This is a genomic window from Shewanella sp. 433, from assembly GCF_059338565.1.
The window spans coordinates 1,908,653-1,925,647 of the sequence record NZ_CM181703.1 but is presented as its reverse complement, the minus strand read 5'-3'; the positions used below and the strand labels follow the sequence as shown (position 1 = coordinate 1,925,647).

Here is a 16,995-nt window from a genome sequence, read left to right as displayed (position 1 = left end):
TTACTTCCGAATCTCCACTTCTAACAAAAGGCGTAAGCAAGTCTATGATAAAACTAGTTATTACAGTCGACCAGATGTGTTGAAACATCAATGCTCCCACTAATAATCCATTCATCCACCTCTGACTTTACACAATAAAAGAGTGCATCAGACGCGTATTGAGCCCATCCAATGACACAGGACTGTCAAAGTCAAATAAAAACAACAATGATTAATATACAAAAAACTCAGTGTTCTTTTGACAAACCGTTCACTTTCTGGAAAAGTAGGTTAACTACATGCTGCCTAAGCACTACTGGCTAATAATCAAACTAATAATTATGCCTAATTCTTTGAAAAATTTGATACTAATTCTTTTTTTAACCCTCTCTTTTTCTGGTTTATCCATCGCCAGCGAGACGATCAATCCCACTATTTTACTCAAAAGTAAAACTTATAGCGTTAAACAAGGTTTATCTCAAACTACAGTGACTTCTGTAGTAGAAGATCAAGACGGTTATATTTGGATTGGTACATTAAATGGATTAAATCGTTTCGATGGCATTAACTTTACACACTATTTTGCAAGCAAAAATACTGGCCTGACTAGCTCATTCATTCGAAGTTCTATCATTATAAATAATGATCTTTTTATTGGAACTGATAAGGGAATCGTAAAGTATATTAAAGAAACAGATAGTTTTTCAAAGATCGATTCATTAATGAAGATTGACGAAAAACCTATTTGGTCTCTTAATAAATCAGGAGAACACTATACAATTGGTACAGAAAACAACCTTTATATTATTGACAAAAAACTAAATTTAATAGAGGAATTCTCTGGGGTTTATAATGGCGTAAAAAAATCAATAAAGGTTAATGGTGACTATTACATAAGAAACTATGATGGTGATATTTTAAAAGCTTCAAACAATAAATTAATAGCAAAAAACACAAACGATATTGAAACCATAAATTCTAAACTATATATTTACAAAAAAAACGGCACTTACACTTTAGATAATTCATTAGAAATAGAGAAGTATAATGAAAATATTTTTGATTCTGTAAAGAACACCAACGGAACAACTCTAGCTATTAACAAAAATAAGGTATTTGAATTAGTAGATGGTGTGTTTGAGAAGTTAGGGGAAACGACAGAAAAAACAAGCAATGGAATATTTAAGGGGAATAAAACACTTTACATCCCTATCAAAAACTCCGGATTAATGATTATCCCAAAATTATCAAACACAATATCCAAAATAGATATTAACACATCAAAAAGTAACATATGGTCAATCTCCAGCAATAAAAAAAACAACTATATAGTCGTTAGTACAGACGATACAAGCATAAGTGTTTTTAACCGTAGTTTTAAAAAAGTTTTTGATATTGACACTAAAGTTGCAGGGCCAAAATCAACGCTAATATATGAAGAAATACTGTATATAGGTACAAGTACAGGTTTACTTTCTGTAGACATAGAGACAAATGAAATAAAAAAAATAAATAATCGGAATGTTTTCTCTCTAAAAATTGACGGTGTAAAAAACAATTTACTTGCAGGGACAATTGACGGAAGTTTATTAAAAATTAATTTAAAATCGAATAAAATAACAGAGATCTACGTCGACATTGAAAAACCTATCTTTGATATTATAGAAATAGAGAACCTCTTTTATGTTGCCACACAAAGTGGTTTATTTGCTATTGATGGAAGTAATGTAAGAAATATATACAACAGTAGTTTCGTGGTAAGCCTAGGAAAGTATAAAAACGAACTTTTATTTGGTACAAATGATTCAATCAAGTCATTTAATTTTAAAAGCCAAACCCTTAGCAATATATTCTCAAATGAAAAGCCAATATTCTCAATATCAGTTATTGATAATTTTATATTTGCGGCATCAATTAATGAAGTTGTAGTATTAGATAGAAACAAAAAAGAAAAGTACATACTTACCGATAAGTTTGGTAGTCAAGATGAATATAATTCTCAATCCGCGCTAATCATAGGGGAAGAATTGTTTATTGGTGGTGTTTCCGGAATTAGCAAAATATCTAAAAATGATCTAGAAATAACATTAAAAAACACACTCGCACCACTAACTAAAATTAAAGAACTATTAATATTCAACATTCCACAAGCAACTGATGGAAGCATATTAAATAAGCCGATGGAGTTAACTGAAAAAATAAAAATAAAATACTCAGACTACCCATTTACGTTGAAATTTAATTCACCAGGGAGTAACGCTGAAAACATTAACTATGCATACCAAATGTCTGGACTGTCTGATACCTGGGTAGAGTCACAAGGAAATAATACAGCAACTTATACTAATCTATCGCCTGGTAATTATGTTTTTAATGTACATTCAATTAACCCTTTAACAAATGATAATGGAAAAGTAAGAAGTTTAGAAATAGAAATAACCCCTCCTTGGTGGTTATCACTTCAAGCTAAATTAATTTATTTTTCTATATTTTTAATCATTAGTAGTATTATCGCCAAGGTGATACTGAAAAAACGCGAAATACAACGCCAAATCGCTAAATCAGAAGAGCGCTTAAAATTATCACTCTGGGGAAGTGGTGATGAGATGTGGGACTGGGATATTGAAACAGGACAAATTTATCGCTCTAATATTTGGGGTTCATTAGAGTTCCCTCGCGATGGCCAGCGTTCGGGTGAACAAGGCCAAGAAAGCAATATCCACCCCATGGATCAGGAGCGAGTGAATACAGCATTAAACAAACACTTTTACGGTGAAACCGATCATTTTGAAGCGGCATACCGTGTCAAAGGTAAAGATGAACAATGGGTGTGGATTTTAGATAGAGCAAAGATAGTTGAGCGAGATGAAGATGATAAAGCCCTGCGGATGACAGGCACCATCAAAAATATCAGTAACTTCAAACAGGCTGAAGAGCAATTAAGGTTATTTGAACGTGCTATCGAAAATATCTCTGAAGGGATGTTCATTTTAGACAATGAATTTAAGTTTGTTGAGGTAAACGAGGCCTGTTGTGACTTATGTGAAACAAGCCGTAATGATTTTATCGGTTCAACATTTAAATTCGATCTATATCCAGAAAGTTACTCTCAACAGATCCGCTCTATATTGCAACAACAAGGCAGCTGGAGTAATGAAGTAGAATCACCAAAAGGAGATGGTAGTAGCTTCTTAATGGAGCTCACTGTCGATGCTATTTACGATGAGCAAGGGGTACTCTCCCATTATGTCGGTGTATTTTCAGATATTTCACGTCGTAAACAACAAGAAGAAGAACTAAGAAAACTTACCAACAATGATTTATTAACCAATCTTCCTAATCGATCTAGTTTAATGGTGACTTTGGGAAATCTAGTCAAAAAAGATACACATCATACGTTAATGATCCTCGATCTGGATAATTTCAAAAAAATCAATGATTCATTAGGACATCAAGTAGGCGATGAACTCCTAATTCAAGTAGCACAAAGAATTGAAGCCAATGTGCCACGCCATACTAGTATCTACCGATTAGGGGGAGATGAATTCGCTATCCTCGTCGATAATAATCCTGATATTGGGTCGAGTGCAGTTATTGCAAATAAAGTAGTCGATGCGTTTTTAAATCCTTTTGAGCTTGCTAGGGACAGAGTCGTCGTTGGGGTGAGTATTGGTATAGTACTCTACCCTGAAGATGATCAAAATGAACAAGCGCTGCTCCGAAAAGCCGATATCGCCATGTATCATGCTAAATCTGCTGGCGGTAATCGTTACCAATTTTATTCTGAATCACTCAACCGCAATGCTATTCGCCAGTTGGAAGTTGAAAACCTGATCAGACAAGGGCTAAAAGAGGATCTGTTTGAAGTTTACTATCAACCTAAAGTCGATCTCAAATCGGGTAAAATGGCGGGAATGGAAGCACTCGTTCGTCTAAACCATCCAACTCTGGGGTTAATTCCTCCTAATGAATTTATACCATTAGCTGAAGAGAATGGCCTTATCGTCGAAATTGGTGAAGTGGTTATGCGAAAAGCTTGCTTCGCAGCGCAGAACTGGCGCAACCAAGGTCTGTTTAATGGACGTGTTGCCGTCAATTTATCGTCACTACAATTTGCACTTCCTGATTTACAGCAGCGCATAGAGTCAATTTTACGACTCACTCAACTGCCGGCAAGTAATCTAGAACTTGAAATTACCGAAGGCACTGTCATTAAACATCCGGAAAAAGCCATCAAGGTCATGATGCAACTGTCCAAAATGGGGGTGAGCCTAGCGTTAGATGACTTTGGTACCGGCTATTCATCACTGTCTTACCTCAAACGCTTCCCTATAAATACATTAAAAATCGATAAAGCATTTGTCGATGATATCGATAAATCGGATAGAGACTTAAAGATGGTAGACTCAATCATTACCATCGCCCACAACATGGGCTTATCAGTCGTTGGCGAAGGAGTTGAGGACGCATCACAACTAAGTATTTTAAAAGCGCTTAAGTGTGAGGAAATTCAAGGGTTTATATTCAGCAAGGCGGTTACTGAACATGACTTTAGTGAACTTTTAAAGCGAGAGAACTTGCAAGCCCAGTCAATCGATAACATTAAAAAAGCATAGGAGCATTTATAGCTTCAGTTATCGCTAAAGCTGTACCTTAGCCCTAAATTACAGCGCATAAAATAAACAAAAAAACAACCAAAGGTGCATTGATTGGCAATAAATTAAAAACATGGCATAACACCTGCAATACTTCTTTCAGACGTCAACTATTTGTTGGCAATAATAAAATTATTACTCTGAGAGAACTAACACTATGATTACCTCAATTGTTACTGCCATCGCTTTATCATTAACTACTTATTCAACTAATGTTATCGATATAGAAACTCACAAGTTAGCAGATTCTCATAAAAGCAGAGACACTAAAGCTCAAATCGCTGGGATTCCAAACATCAAGTATACCGAGACCCAAGTTGCCGGGATTCCGAACATCAAGTATACCGAGACCCAAGTTGCTGGGATTCCGAACATCAAGTATACCGAGACCCAAGTTGCTGGGATTCCGAACATCAAGTATACCGAGAACCAAGTTGCCGGGATTCCGAACATCAAGTATACCGAGACCCAAGTTGCCGGGATTCCGAACATCAAGTATGCCGAGACCCAAGTTGCCGGGATTCCGAACATCAAGTATACCGAGACCCAAGTTGCCGGGATTCCGAACATCAAGTATACCGAGACCCAAGTTGCCGCGATTCCAAACATCAAGTATACCGAGACCCAAGTTGCCGGGATTCCGAACATCAAGTATACCGAGACCCAAGTTGCCGGGATTCCGAACATCAAGTATGCCGAGACCCAAGTTGCCGGGATTCCGAACATCAAGTATACCGAGACCCAAGTTGCCGGGATTCCGAACATCAAGTATGCCGAGACCCAAGTTGCCGGGATTCCTAATATAAAGTACACCAACTCAGCAACGGCTTAAGTTTAAAGGAGAATCGTTATGTTAAAATTAATAAAGAAAGCTCTTGGACTTAATGACAAACCAGAACGTAAAAAAGTAAAACTGCCAGCAGGCCTGAATCGTTTAGAAGTGATCCCAGCTAAGGGATGGTGGAATTAATTATTATCTTCAAGCAACAGGTTACCAAGCACAATCACGAAAAAAGGAGCATATATGCTCCTTTTTTCGTGATGTTCGCTATTGGATAGTTCCCTACTGACTAAAGCCCTAAACATTACAGGCGAATAATTGCAGCACCTCTACCTTGAGCACGTTTGATAGCTAAACGCTTATGAGTTGCTAACAAGGGGTAGCCAACGGGACCAATAAGCAAACCCAATAAGGCCCAGCGTTTAACCCCAAGCCCTGCGCGAAACGCCATATTTCCCATTACCACACTGCTTAATGTGAGAATACTTACCAATACAATCACTTAAAACCTCAACTGTTAACTTATTGACCCGTTACCGCTAATCACCTGTGTCATCACACACTGGCACGTTTGTGCCAATAGTTTTGCAAGCAGCCATGATAACGAAACCAAGGTAACAAACGAACAAAAAACAGGCAATGATTTTCCTTAAGCCAAAAAAAAACGCGGCATAATGTTGCCGCGTTGTTAACTAAAACCCAGTCGTTTTACATTAGGGTTTATATGGTTACTGTCAATTTTTCAACAAGCTCACTTATTGATGAAATTGTGCACCTGAAGCCGCCATTTCCAATAGTGTCGCGCACGGCTTAAATCGTTCACCATGGACATTGGCATAACGGTTTAATTGCTCTACTAATTTGTCTGCCCCTAATGTATCGATATAGCGGAAAGGGCCACCTAAAAACGGCGGGAAACCTATCCCAAATATCGCACCGATATCACCATCACGTGCAGAGGCAATAATCCCCTCTTCTAAGCAGCGCACCGCTTCATTAAGCATCTGCACGACACAGCGCTGTGCCAATTCAGAGGCATCGGTACTCGCAGATGGGGTTAACCCCAACAAAGTATATACCGTCTCATCAACCTGTTTCTTTTTCGATTTAGACCCGTATTGATAGAAGCCTTTGCCATTTTTACGACCCTTACGATCGTCACCAAGCAACTTATCAAAGGCTGCGGGGGCTTTAAAACGCTCACCAAGTTCTTTCTCCAAAATAGGCGAAATCTTAGCCCCAACATCAATACCGACTTCATCAAGCAATGTCATTGGCCCAACCGGAAAACCAAACTTGACTAAGGCTTTATCTAGATGGTCAACGCTTTGCCCTTCCAGCAATAAGTTGGCCGCTTCATTCATGTACAAGGCTAAAATACGGTTGACATAAAAACCAGCGCCATCTTGCACAACAATCGGTGTCTTGCCTTGCTTACGCGCAAACGCCACTGTCGTCGCAATCGTTTGCGCCGAGGTTTTTTCATGGGCAATCACCTCGACAAGAGGCATCTTTTCGACTGGCGAGAAATAATGTAAACCAATCACATTTTCAGGGCGCTCTGCCGCCTCTGCAATTTGTGAGATGGGCAATGACGAGGTATTTGAGGCAAAAATGGTCTCTTCGCCACATTCACGCTCAATATCTTTAACCATCTGATGTTTTAAGGCTAAATCTTCAAATACCGCTTCAACAACGATATCTGCATCTTTAACGCCTGTATACTCAGTGGTCGTAGTCATCAGCGCCATTAAATTATCACGCACGGCCGGCGTCATATGACGACGCTTAACCCCTTTATCCAGTAGCTTGTAGGCATAGGATAATGCGTTGCTTAATCCGGTTTCATTGATATCTTTGACCCGCACCGGAATTTTAGCTTTAGTGGTGGTCACAGACGCAATACCACCGCCCATTAAGCCGCCGCCCAAAATCACCGCTTTATGAACGGGTTTAGGTTGCACATCACCTGCACCCGACTCTTTTTTCATCTCTGTGGTGGCAAAAAAAATACTTCTTAACGCTGCCGACTCGGCCGACACCACTAAGTCACCAAAATGACTCGCTTCGACATCAAGACCTACGACCATACTTTTGGTCATGCCTTGACGTACGCAATCGATAATTTTAGCTGGCGCAGGATAGTTGCCTTGAGTCTTTTTGTTTACTTGCTTTAACGCTTGATCGAACACAATATTGCGCCCAACAGGCGTGCCTTCTAGCAGACGATTGACCAGCGACACTTTACGTTTAGGCGCTATTTTTTTGCCTGCTAACGCCATCTCTATGGCCGTTTGCAACAAAATCGATTCAGGTACCACATCGTTCACTAAGCCCATTTTCAAGGCTTGTTTAGGGCGAACTTGCTTACCCGTCAACATCATATCCAGTGCAGTGGTGATCCCCACCAAACGCGGTAATCGCTGGGTACCGCCGCCGCCGGGTAATAAGCCTAACTGTACTTCAGGCAGTCCCATCATGGTTTTATTACTGTCACTGCACACTCGCTGATGACAGGCTAATGCCAACTCTAATCCGCCACCTAGGCAGGCACCGTGAATGGCGGCAACCACAGGAATGTTTAGCGACTCAAGAGCCTGAAACACCTCATGACCCTGTTTAGACAGCTGTCTTGCATCTTCGGCGGTTTGACACGCAGCCAGCATAGAAATATCAGCACCAGCCACAAATGAATCTTTTTTGCCCGACACCAACACTATGCCACGGATCTGTGAGTCCGCTTTTATCTCGGCCAACATTTCACAGATCTCTGGGCCAAATTCGGCGCGCAGGGTATTCATTGTTTCGCCAGGTACATCCATTGTCAGAACGGCAATGCCATTTTCAAGGCGATTTAAACTAAAACTCTTTTCCATGAGATCACTCCACTTCTACAATCATTGCTGCACCAAGACCACCCGCGGCGCAGGCCGTGGCAAGACCCGTGCCCCCACCACGTCGTTTCAATTCACGACACACTTGGGTTATCAAACGTGTACCTGTGGCCGCAAAAGGATGACCATAAGCGAGTGAACCACCCAGCACATTAAATTTACTCATATCAATTTCACCGATGGCGCGATCGCGGCCGAGCTTTTCTGCGGCAAATTTCTTCGACGCGAACATCTGCATATTAGCCAGGGTTTGCGCCGCAAATGCTTCGTGCATCTCGATAAGGGTTAAATCTTCCAGCTCCATTCCCGCTCGCTTAAGGGCTAACGGCGTAGCGTATGATGGGCCCATCAGCATATCTTGCCACACATCAATGGCGGTAAAAGCGTAGCTCTTGATATAGCCAATAGGTTGATAACCTAAGGCTTTAGCACGACTTTCGCTCATCAACAACACCGCCGAAGCGCCGTCGGTTAATGGCGTACTATTAGCAGCGGTGACTGTGCCATGTTTACGATCAAACGCGGGGCGCAGTTTGGCATAAGACTCTAGAGATGAATTTTGACGAATATTATTATCCCGATCGATAAAGGACTTATAAGGCGGCACATGGGCTGTCATCACTTCATCGCGTAAGTTACCTGAATCCCATGTTTCTGTCGCCAAGGTGTGCGAGCGATGGGCCAGCGCATCTTGATCGGCGCGGCTAATATTATAGGTTTTAGCCATCTGCTCTGCCGTTTGCCCCATTGACAAGCCGGTTGAGTATTCGGCGACCGCAGGCGGGACGGGTAATAAATCTTTTAAACCAAGGCGTCTGAAGATAGTCAGCTTTTGGCTAAAAGTACGGGCTTTATTCAAATCCACTAGCGCATGGGCCAGTTTTTTTGACACACCTATGGGTAATACTGAAGAGGAGTCGGCGCCACCAGCAATGCCGATGTCGATATTGCCCGTCATGATAGATTCAGCCACATTAACGGTCGACTGGAAACTGGTCGCACATGCTCGCGTCACGCTGTAAGCATCGGTCGCTACGTTCATGCCTGTGCCAAGCACAATTTCACGCGCTATATTGGGCGCTGCCGGCATCTGCACCACTTGCCCATAAACCAGTTGCTCAATCTCCTTGGGATCCAGCTCTGAACGGGCAAGCAGTTCGTTAACCACCATCTTGCCCATATCCAACGCCGATACGCCATGAAACGCGCTCGCTTGCTTAGCAAACGGGGTTCTAAGCCCCATCACAATCGCAATACGATCGCCTTTTGCATTCCTAACTTGCTGTAGATGACTCATTTTTTGCCCTCGTGTCACGCCTATTCGAATAGATTCTCATGGCGCAATTATTATTGTTTCCTTACCCACAGATTCAGCTCTTTAACCCAAGCAATCAAACAGGTCAGACCATCAAAGTGTGATCTGATTCTAACTTCTTATTCCAAAGTTTTAAACACTTGTTTGGTTTCTAGACAGTGAAATTAAAAAATTTTCTGTATTAACAATGTTTAATAAAAAGTTTACCCTTAGTCATTAGTGTCACTCACCCCTTAAGCATGCTAACTTATTTCACGCCTATGTCATTGCAATAGACACAACAAGCTCAATTTGACCCGCATTTAGACTAGCCAAAACCGGTCTGAATTTTTTACCATATGCGCTGTCTATAGCTCACACAAATTAATATAACTGAGTAGCATCATGCCTTTAAGTCGATTTCATGCATTACGCGAATACCTAGACAATGTCATTCTAGGTCAGCCTGTTCTTACCGAAAATTTACTGATCGCATTAATTGCCGATGGACACCTGTTAGTCGAAGGACCACCAGGTTTAGCCAAAACCCGCGCGGTGAAAGCGCTCAGTGATGGCGTTGAAGGCGATTTCCATCGCATTCAATTTACCCCCGATCTTTTACCAGCCGATCTGACCGGCACCGATATCTACCGCGCACAAACGGGCACCTTTGAATTTGAAGCAGGTCCCATCTTTCATAACCTGATTTTGGCCGATGAGATCAACCGCGCGCCCGCCAAAGTTCAATCGGCACTTCTCGAAGCCATGGCAGAAGGCCAAGTGACCGTTGGCAAACACAGTTATCCTTTACCTAAATTATTTTTAGTGATGGCCACGCAAAATCCGCTCGAAAATGAAGGCACTTATCCTCTGCCCGAAGCGCAACTCGACCGGTTTCTAATGCACCTTAACTTAGATTACCCGAGCGCCGAAACTGAATTTAAAATCATGCGGTTATCACGTAGTGAAGCCCTAACTCACGATGCGCCTAGTGTCAGCCCAATTGCGCAAGCAGATATTTTTGCCGCCCGTGAAGCCGCACTTGGCCTCTACCTTGCTGAGCCGTTAGAGCAATACATAGTCAATATCGTGATGGCAACTAGGCAGCCGCAGCAATACAGCGACACTCTCGCCAGCTGGCTAGAATACGGCGTGAGCCCACGCGCCACTATTGCTATCGAGCGCTGTGCGCGTGCCCGCGCCTGGTTAATGGAGCGCGACTTTGTCTCTCCTGAAGATATACAAGCCGTGGTGCCCAACGTATTACGCCATCGATTGCTACTCAGTTATCAGGCTCAGGCCGAGGGCGTCAGCAGCGATCAGGTGATCAACCACATTCTTAGCCAAGTCGCGGTGCCTTAATGTCAGTCAGTGAATTACCGCTATTTGCCGATGGCGTATCACTCAATCAAAAAGAGCTACTTGCATGCCAGAATATTGCCCGCGCTCTGCCTGAAACGCCAAGCAAAGCTCGCGCGGCTCTCGCAGGCCACCGCGCGAGCAACATCAGAGGCCGAGGCATGGAGTTTGCCGAAGTACGGCACTACCAAAGTGGTGACGATGTGCGCACCATAGATTGGCGCGTGACCGCTCGCACAGGCAAAGCCCATACTAAATTGTTTGTTGAAGAACGCGAGCGGCCAGTGCTGCTGCTACTGGATTTAAGCCATAGCCTCTATTTTGGCTCAAGCCTAATGCTACAAGCAGTGCAAGCCGCTCATGTGGCTGCGACTTTAGGCTGGCGCGCCGTGGGCCATGGCGATCGACTCGGTGCGCTCATAGCCTGTGAGCAACAAGATATCGAGCTCAAACCCCGTAGTCGTCAAAGTGCCATGCTGCCATTGATCTCGGCGATGCAAACGGTTCATCAAGCGCAGCTTGACGGTATGGGAGCTCACGTCAGCGAACCTGAGCATATCTACCGCGCCTGCCTGCGTTTACGCCGCATAGCCAAGCCCGGCTCACTGATTTGGATCATCAGTGATGGCAGCCATTTCACGCCGCAGTGCCTGCAGCCATTAACTGAGTTATCTCGCCACTGCGATATAGGCGCCTTACTGATCACCGATCCCCTCAGACAAGGAGAGCTGCCTTTACCTGCTCAGTTTCAGCTGCCAGTCAAAGACGGCGCGCAAGAATTAGTGCTCAACCGAGACAGTTATAACGGTTGGCTAACCCGCCAACACGCCCAGCAACAAGGTTTTATCGATATGATGCGCCAACTTAACGCGCGTTTACGTACAATCAGCGCAGCACAACCATTGAATCAACAGATTGGAGCCTTAAGATAGATGCAAACGGCCAACAATCCAGCCCTTGCTGCCATGAAAGACATTCAACTGCCCGAGCCTATCCATGCCTGGCCACCCGCTTACGGTTATTGGCTGGTACTGGCCGCATGCCTTACTATTTTGGCTGTCTGCCTATGGTGGTTCATCAAGCAATATCGACATCGCGCCGCGAAACGTGAAGCATTAAAGCAATTAGCCCATCTGGCGCTCAATCACCCACAATTTGCTATTGAAGTTAACACCATACTCAAACGCAGCGCCATGAGCTACCTGCCCCGTGAACAGGTGGCATCACTTGAAGGTGAAGCCTGGTTACAGTGGCTACAGCAGCAGGTCACTCACATAGACGATAACTTGCCGCTGTTATTAGCTAAACGCTACCAGTCCAAGGCACTCACTCCCACTCAAGCTGAGCAACTGCGCCTAGCTGCCATAGGCTGGCTTAAGCAGGCACTGCCACTCAAGCATCGCGCATCGACTAAGGAGGCAGCATGTTCACATTAGCCTGGCCTTGGCTATTACTGTTACTGCCATTACCCTTGATGTTTAAAGGCTCAGGCGCCCAACAGCATCAAACGGGTGGCCATTTACACCTACCCGGTGTTGCCGATGCCGGTGCGCAGGTTAGCCAGCAGCGGCCACAGCGTCGGCGCTTACCCTATTGGCTTATTTGGTCACTGTTGGTGCTAAGCGCCGCGCGGCCATTGTGGATTGGCGATGCTATCGAGCTGCCCAGCAAAGGGCGCGACTTGATGTTAGCCATTGATTTATCAGGCAGTATGCAGATTGAAGATATGGTCATCGAGGGTAAAACGGTGGATCGTTTTACCTTAGTGCAAGCGGTTATGAGTGATTTTATCCAGCGCCGTAAAGGTGACAAATTGGGCCTCATTTTGTTTGCCGACCACGCATATTTGCAAGCGCCGCTGACACAAGATCGCCGCTCTATAGCCCAGTTTTTAGCCGAAGCCCAAATCGGCCTGGTGGGAAAACAAACAGCCATTGGCGAAGCCATCGCCCTGGCGGTTAAACGCTTCGACCAACAGCAACAAAGTAACCGGGTGCTGATCCTCCTCACCGACGGCTCGAATAACTCGGGCAATATTAGTCCAGATCAAGCTGCTGCCATTGCCGCCAAACGCGGCGTGACCATCTATACCATTGGGGTCGGAACCGAGATAATGGAGCGGCGTACCCTATTTGGTAACGAGCGCGTTAACCCGTCGATGGATCTTGATGAAGCGCAATTGACGGCGCTGGCCAGCGCCACAAACGGACGTTACTTTCGCGCCCGCAATGCCACCGAACTGGAACAAATTTATCAAATGATCGATAAGTTAGAGCCGACCAACAGCGATCAACTCACCTATCGTCCTCAATCAGAGTTGTTTTATTATCCGTTAAGCGCAGCCTTACTTATCAGTGTTCTGCTGATATTGTGGCAGTTGCCGTTATTTCAGTCGCTGCCATGGTTAAGATCACGGGGAGCCTTATGATCCATTTTTTACGCCCCGAATGGCTATTGGCCCTATTCCCCTTGGCACTATTATTGTGGTTTACCCGTCGTAGCCAATACCAGATATCGAGCTGGAATCGCTACATCGCGCCTCATTTGGCCAAGGTACTGGTATCAAGCCAAACACAGTCAGGTAAACGCCATCTACATGTGATTGGTTTTAGCTGGTGTATCGCGGTACTCGCGTTGTCAGGTCCTGCTTTTACCAAGCAAACCCTACCGGTATTTGAAACCAACCAAGGACGCGTGATAGTGATGGATATGTCACTGTCGATGTACGCCACCGACTTGGTGCCTAACCGCTTAACTCAAGCTAAATTTAAAGCCAACGATCTTATTAGCAGTCTCAGCGAAGGTGAAACGGGCTTAATTGCCTATGCTGGTGATGCCTTTACCATTAGCCCACTGACCCGAGACAGGGCGACCCTGTTGAATCTATTACCCACCCTATCGCCAGAGATCATGCCAGTCCCGGGCTCTAATTTGCCTGCGGCTTTAACCCAAGCAACCACTTTGCTTAAACAAGGGGGACATCTGCGCGGCGATATCATATTACTCACCGATGGGGTAGCTGTAGAGCAAATTAATCAAGCCAAAGCGCATTTACAAGGCAGCCAATATCGGCTCTCAGTGCTTGCCTTTGGCAGCCCACAAGGCGCCGCAATTCGTTTACCTGACGGACAATTAATGCGCGATCGCAGCGACCAAGTAGTGGTAGCCAAAACCGATTATCAACATTTAAGTGAATTAGCCAGCGCCAATGGCGGCAAGGTATTTACTTATCACGCCGATGGCAGCGATCTCAGCGCGCTAAACCTATGGTTAGCCCAGAGCACAGCAACTAAAGCCAGCGATTTAGAAGGTGAGCTGTGGCTCGATGCTGGCCCATATATCGCTTTATTATTGTTATTGCCAGCACTATTAAGCTTTCGCCACGCCATTGCAGCACTTAGCTGCATCATGTTGTTCAGCCAACCGACGCCCGCCTACGCCAACAGTTGGCTACACCCTTGGCAGACAGACAACCAACGTGCAATGCAAGCCTATGAAAACCAAAATTATCAGCAAGCGGCAAGCTTGTTTTCCGATCCTAATTGGCAAGCGGCCGCTCGGTATCGCGAAGGCGATTACCAACAAGCCCTTAAGCTGTTTGAGCAAGACACAACTGCAACAGGCTTTTATAACCAAGGCAATAGCTTAATGCAGCTGCAAGATTATGCGACTGCTATTAAGCGCTATCAACAGGCGCTAGCTCAAGATAACGACTTTAGCGATGCGCAGCATAATTTAGCCTTAGCCCAACAACTGCTGGCGCAGCAACAAGCTGATAGTGAGCAGCAACAAGCTGATAGTGAGCAGCAAAGTCAGAGCGAACAAAATCAAGACACGCAACAGCAAGAAGGATCTGACAGCAATCAGCAGCAAAGCGATGACAAGTCAGGCGATAAACAGAGCGCAAGTGAACAAAGTGAACCGCAACCTGATCAACAGCCCAGCGAGCCGTCATCACAGCCGGATAATGTTCCCGCCACTGGTGATGATGAGCCAAATAACGAAGCACCAATGAGCGCTCAAGCTCCCAAGTCTGATGAGAATAATGAGCAGACTCAGCCTGAACAAGCACAAGCGCGCAGCGATACCAGCGCTAACGAAAACGACAGTTCCAATGCAGCAGCAGATCTAAATGAAGACTCGGATAAAGCCCCTCATGATAATCCGCAGGCCCAAGCTGTCAGTCAGCCAGCTCCGCCCGAGGAGCTGCCAGCCGACATGCAACGCGCACTAAGCGGCGTCATAGACGATCCGCAGGTTCTGCTGCGTAATAAGATGCTATTAGAGTATGAAAAACGCCGCCGTCAGGGCATTACATCAAAGGAAAGTGAACAGTGGTAAATCGATATTTTTTAACTTTTGCCTTATTGGCTCTGACTCTTATCCAGCCAGCTTTTGCCTTAACTCAACTTGAGACCTCGGTTGACAGAAATCCTGCCATAGAGGGCGAATACCTAGTACTGACGATTAAGGCCGACGACGATATCAGCAACGGTAGCTTAGACACCTCGGCGCTATTAAAAGACTTTATCGTGGGACGCACCAGCGTGAGTCGCAGCACCCAAATAGTCAATTTCGATGCACGTAAAGAGACGCGCTGGCAAGTGTTATTAGCCCCCAAACGCACAGGGCAGCTGATTATTCCCGCGCTCACCATTGATAATGTCAGCTCCTCGCCCATCACGCTGACGGTCACGGCGCCTGGCAGTCAACCTACGCAGATGAAAAACCTATTTATCCGCAGCTCGCTCTCCACCGAGCAGGCTTATGTCGGTCAGTTGGTCACCTACAAGGTAAAGCTCTATCTAGCCGTTGAGCTGCAACGCGGCGTATTGAGCGCTCCCAATGTGGAGGGGGCGCAACTCAAGCAGTTAGGCGAAGACAGTGATAGCAGCGAAATTGTCGATGGGCGGCGCTATCGTGTCATCGAGCGCAGCTATAGCATTGTGGCCGATAAACCCGGCACCTTACACTTATCGGGCGCTACTTTTTCTGGTGATGTATTAATTGAAGCCTCGCGGCGTGGTGGTATGTTCTCATTTAATGAAAGCCGCCCCATGCAAGCGCAAGCGGCGCCGAGTGAAATCACGATTTTACCGATTCCCAGCCAATACCACGGCCAATGGTTGGTGAGCGATCTGGTGGTACTTAAAGAAGATTGGCCTGATCTCGATACCATAGAGGTCGGCACGCCCATCACCCGCAATATTACCCTGCTGGCCTCTAATACCGAGCAAACCAGCCTGCCAGCATTAACCATTGGGCTACCCGATGGCTTTAAAATGTATCCTGAAAAGCCCAAACGAGAAACCTTTGTGCGCGACAAACAGGTGGTGTCACAGCTAACACAAACGGCGGCGATAGTACCGACTCAAGCGGGCAGCTACACCTTACCCGAGATCCGCGTGCCTTGGTTTAATTACATCACGCAGACCCAAGAGTTTGCCACCCTACCGGCGCGTACGGTCAACGTGATAGCCGCCAGTGCCAACCCGGTAGCGCTCAACCCAAGCGCCACCACAGTGCAACCCAGCGCTGGCTTTTGGCCTTATCTGAGCGCATTGTTGGCACTACTGTGGCTACTGACTCTGCTGCTGTGGGCTAAAGAGCGTGGTAAATCGGTAGCAAAAGTCGCCTCGCCAGCGTCATCGAGGTCCCAGCAAAGCACGGGGTTAACGGCACTGCGCCAAGCCTGTCAAACGGGTCAAGCGGGCACCATCATCTTGGCGCTGCAACACTACTTTAGCTTACAACAAGGCAAGCCTATGTCCTTAAGTGAGATAGCGGCGCTCAGCCCCGCTCTTAAACACAATATCGATAATATTCAACGCCAAGCTTATAGCCAAGTACCACAAGCGATCGACACTTCGGCCCTACTTGATGCTATTAAACAAGTTACAAACACGATGCAAACACCATCTTCCAGTGCTTTATCATCGTTAAATCCAAGCTAAGCTATTTGCGTTAGTCGCAACAACAGGAATACCCTTATTGCAGTTGGTTCACCACAAAATTAATCACACAAGCACCACA

General features: G+C 45.2%; 11 protein-coding genes. 8 read left to right on the top strand and 3 right to left on the bottom strand.

Annotation, left to right across the window (positions count from 1 at the left end):
- The first annotated feature begins 278 nt into the window (after window positions 1-278).
- Together AC5YB1_RS08455 and AC5YB1_RS08450 are read left to right on the top strand one after the other, a co-directional pair.
- Window positions 279-4,595 carry an EAL domain-containing protein gene (locus tag AC5YB1_RS08455; protein WP_494521467.1) on the top strand — a complete coding sequence of 1,439 codons (4,317 nt, stop codon included), beginning with the start codon at window positions 279-281 and terminating at the stop codon, window positions 4,593-4,595.
- A 196-nt stretch (window positions 4,596-4,791) separates the two neighbouring features.
- Window positions 4,792-5,466, top strand: a complete 675-nt coding sequence (locus tag AC5YB1_RS08450) for a hypothetical protein (RefSeq protein ID WP_494521466.1) — start codon at window positions 4,792-4,794, stop codon at window positions 5,464-5,466.
- 253 nt (window positions 5,467-5,719) lie between these two features.
- On the opposite strand, the gene AC5YB1_RS08445 is transcribed toward AC5YB1_RS08450, so the two are convergent.
- From AC5YB1_RS08445 to fadI, 3 genes are all read right to left on the bottom strand, one after another.
- A complete protein-coding gene (locus AC5YB1_RS08445) occupies window positions 5,720-5,875 on the bottom strand; it encodes a hypothetical protein (RefSeq protein WP_494521465.1) in 156 nt (51 codons plus the stop codon).
- A 295-nt stretch (window positions 5,876-6,170) separates the two neighbouring features.
- Window positions 6,171-8,291, bottom strand: coding sequence for a fatty acid oxidation complex subunit alpha FadJ (fadJ, locus tag AC5YB1_RS08440; protein WP_494521464.1), 2,121 nt, complete (start codon window positions 8,289-8,291; stop codon window positions 6,171-6,173).
- Window positions 8,292-8,295: 4 nt separating this feature from the next.
- Window positions 8,296-9,606, bottom strand: a complete 1,311-nt coding sequence (gene fadI, locus AC5YB1_RS08435; RefSeq protein WP_494521463.1) for an acetyl-CoA C-acyltransferase FadI — start codon at window positions 9,604-9,606, stop codon at window positions 8,296-8,298.
- Window positions 9,607-10,008: 402 nt separating this feature from the next.
- On the opposite strand from fadI, the gene AC5YB1_RS08430 reads away from it, so the two are divergent.
- The 6 genes from AC5YB1_RS08430 to AC5YB1_RS08405 are packed head-to-tail and all read left to right on the top strand — an operon-like array spanning window position 10,009 to window position 16,916.
- The gene (locus tag AC5YB1_RS08430) at window positions 10,009-10,965 is read left to right on the top strand and encodes an AAA family ATPase (RefSeq protein ID WP_110456115.1); all 957 of its coding nucleotides are present in this window, start codon (window positions 10,009-10,011) and stop codon (window positions 10,963-10,965) included.
- Window positions 10,965-11,894: a DUF58 domain-containing protein gene (locus tag AC5YB1_RS08425; protein ID WP_494521462.1), complete on the top strand. Its 930-nt coding sequence runs from the start codon at window positions 10,965-10,967 to the stop codon at window positions 11,892-11,894. Before AC5YB1_RS08430 ends, AC5YB1_RS08425 begins: the two co-directional genes overlap by 1 nt.
- Window positions 11,895-12,398 (top strand): DUF4381 domain-containing protein, encoded by a 504-nt coding sequence (locus AC5YB1_RS08420; RefSeq protein WP_494521461.1) that lies wholly within the window; start codon window positions 11,895-11,897, stop codon window positions 12,396-12,398. It abuts the gene before it with no gap.
- Entirely contained in the window at window positions 12,386-13,390 is a 1,005-nt protein-coding gene (locus AC5YB1_RS08415) for a vWA domain-containing protein (protein ID WP_494521460.1), read from the top strand. Before AC5YB1_RS08420 ends, AC5YB1_RS08415 begins: the two co-directional genes overlap by 13 nt.
- Window positions 13,387-15,303, top strand: coding sequence for a vWA domain-containing protein (locus tag AC5YB1_RS08410; RefSeq protein WP_494521459.1), 1,917 nt, complete (start codon window positions 13,387-13,389; stop codon window positions 15,301-15,303). Before AC5YB1_RS08415 ends, AC5YB1_RS08410 begins: the two co-directional genes overlap by 4 nt.
- Window positions 15,297-16,916, top strand: a complete 1,620-nt coding sequence (locus tag AC5YB1_RS08405) for a BatD family protein (protein WP_494521458.1) — start codon at window positions 15,297-15,299, stop codon at window positions 16,914-16,916. The genes AC5YB1_RS08410 and AC5YB1_RS08405 overlap by 7 nt, the downstream gene beginning before the upstream one ends.
- Window positions 16,917-16,995: the final 79 nt, after the last annotated feature.

Excerpts from the sequence above, each read along its gene's own strand:
- AC5YB1_RS08430 (WP_110456115.1), top strand. The coding sequence starts at position 10,009 with ATGCCTTTAAGTCGATTTCATGCATTACGCGAATACCTAGACAATGTC.
- AC5YB1_RS08445 (WP_494521465.1), bottom strand. The coding sequence starts at position 5,875 with ATGGGAAATATGGCGTTTCGCGCAGGGCTTGGGGTTAAACGCTGGGCC.
- fadJ (WP_494521464.1), bottom strand. The coding sequence starts at position 8,291 with ATGGAAAAGAGTTTTAGTTTAAATCGCCTTGAAAATGGCATTGCCGTT.
- AC5YB1_RS08420 (WP_494521461.1), top strand. The coding sequence starts at position 11,895 with ATGCAAACGGCCAACAATCCAGCCCTTGCTGCCATGAAAGACATTCAA.
- AC5YB1_RS08425 (WP_494521462.1), top strand. The coding sequence starts at position 10,965 with ATGTCAGTCAGTGAATTACCGCTATTTGCCGATGGCGTATCACTCAAT.
- AC5YB1_RS08455 (WP_494521467.1), top strand. The coding sequence starts at position 279 with ATGCTGCCTAAGCACTACTGGCTAATAATCAAACTAATAATTATGCCT.
- AC5YB1_RS08450 (WP_494521466.1), top strand. The coding sequence starts at position 4,792 with ATGATTACCTCAATTGTTACTGCCATCGCTTTATCATTAACTACTTAT.
- AC5YB1_RS08415 (WP_494521460.1), top strand. The coding sequence starts at position 12,386 with ATGTTCACATTAGCCTGGCCTTGGCTATTACTGTTACTGCCATTACCC.
- fadI (WP_494521463.1), bottom strand. The coding sequence starts at position 9,606 with ATGAGTCATCTACAGCAAGTTAGGAATGCAAAAGGCGATCGTATTGCG.
- AC5YB1_RS08410 (WP_494521459.1), top strand. The coding sequence starts at position 13,387 with ATGATCCATTTTTTACGCCCCGAATGGCTATTGGCCCTATTCCCCTTG.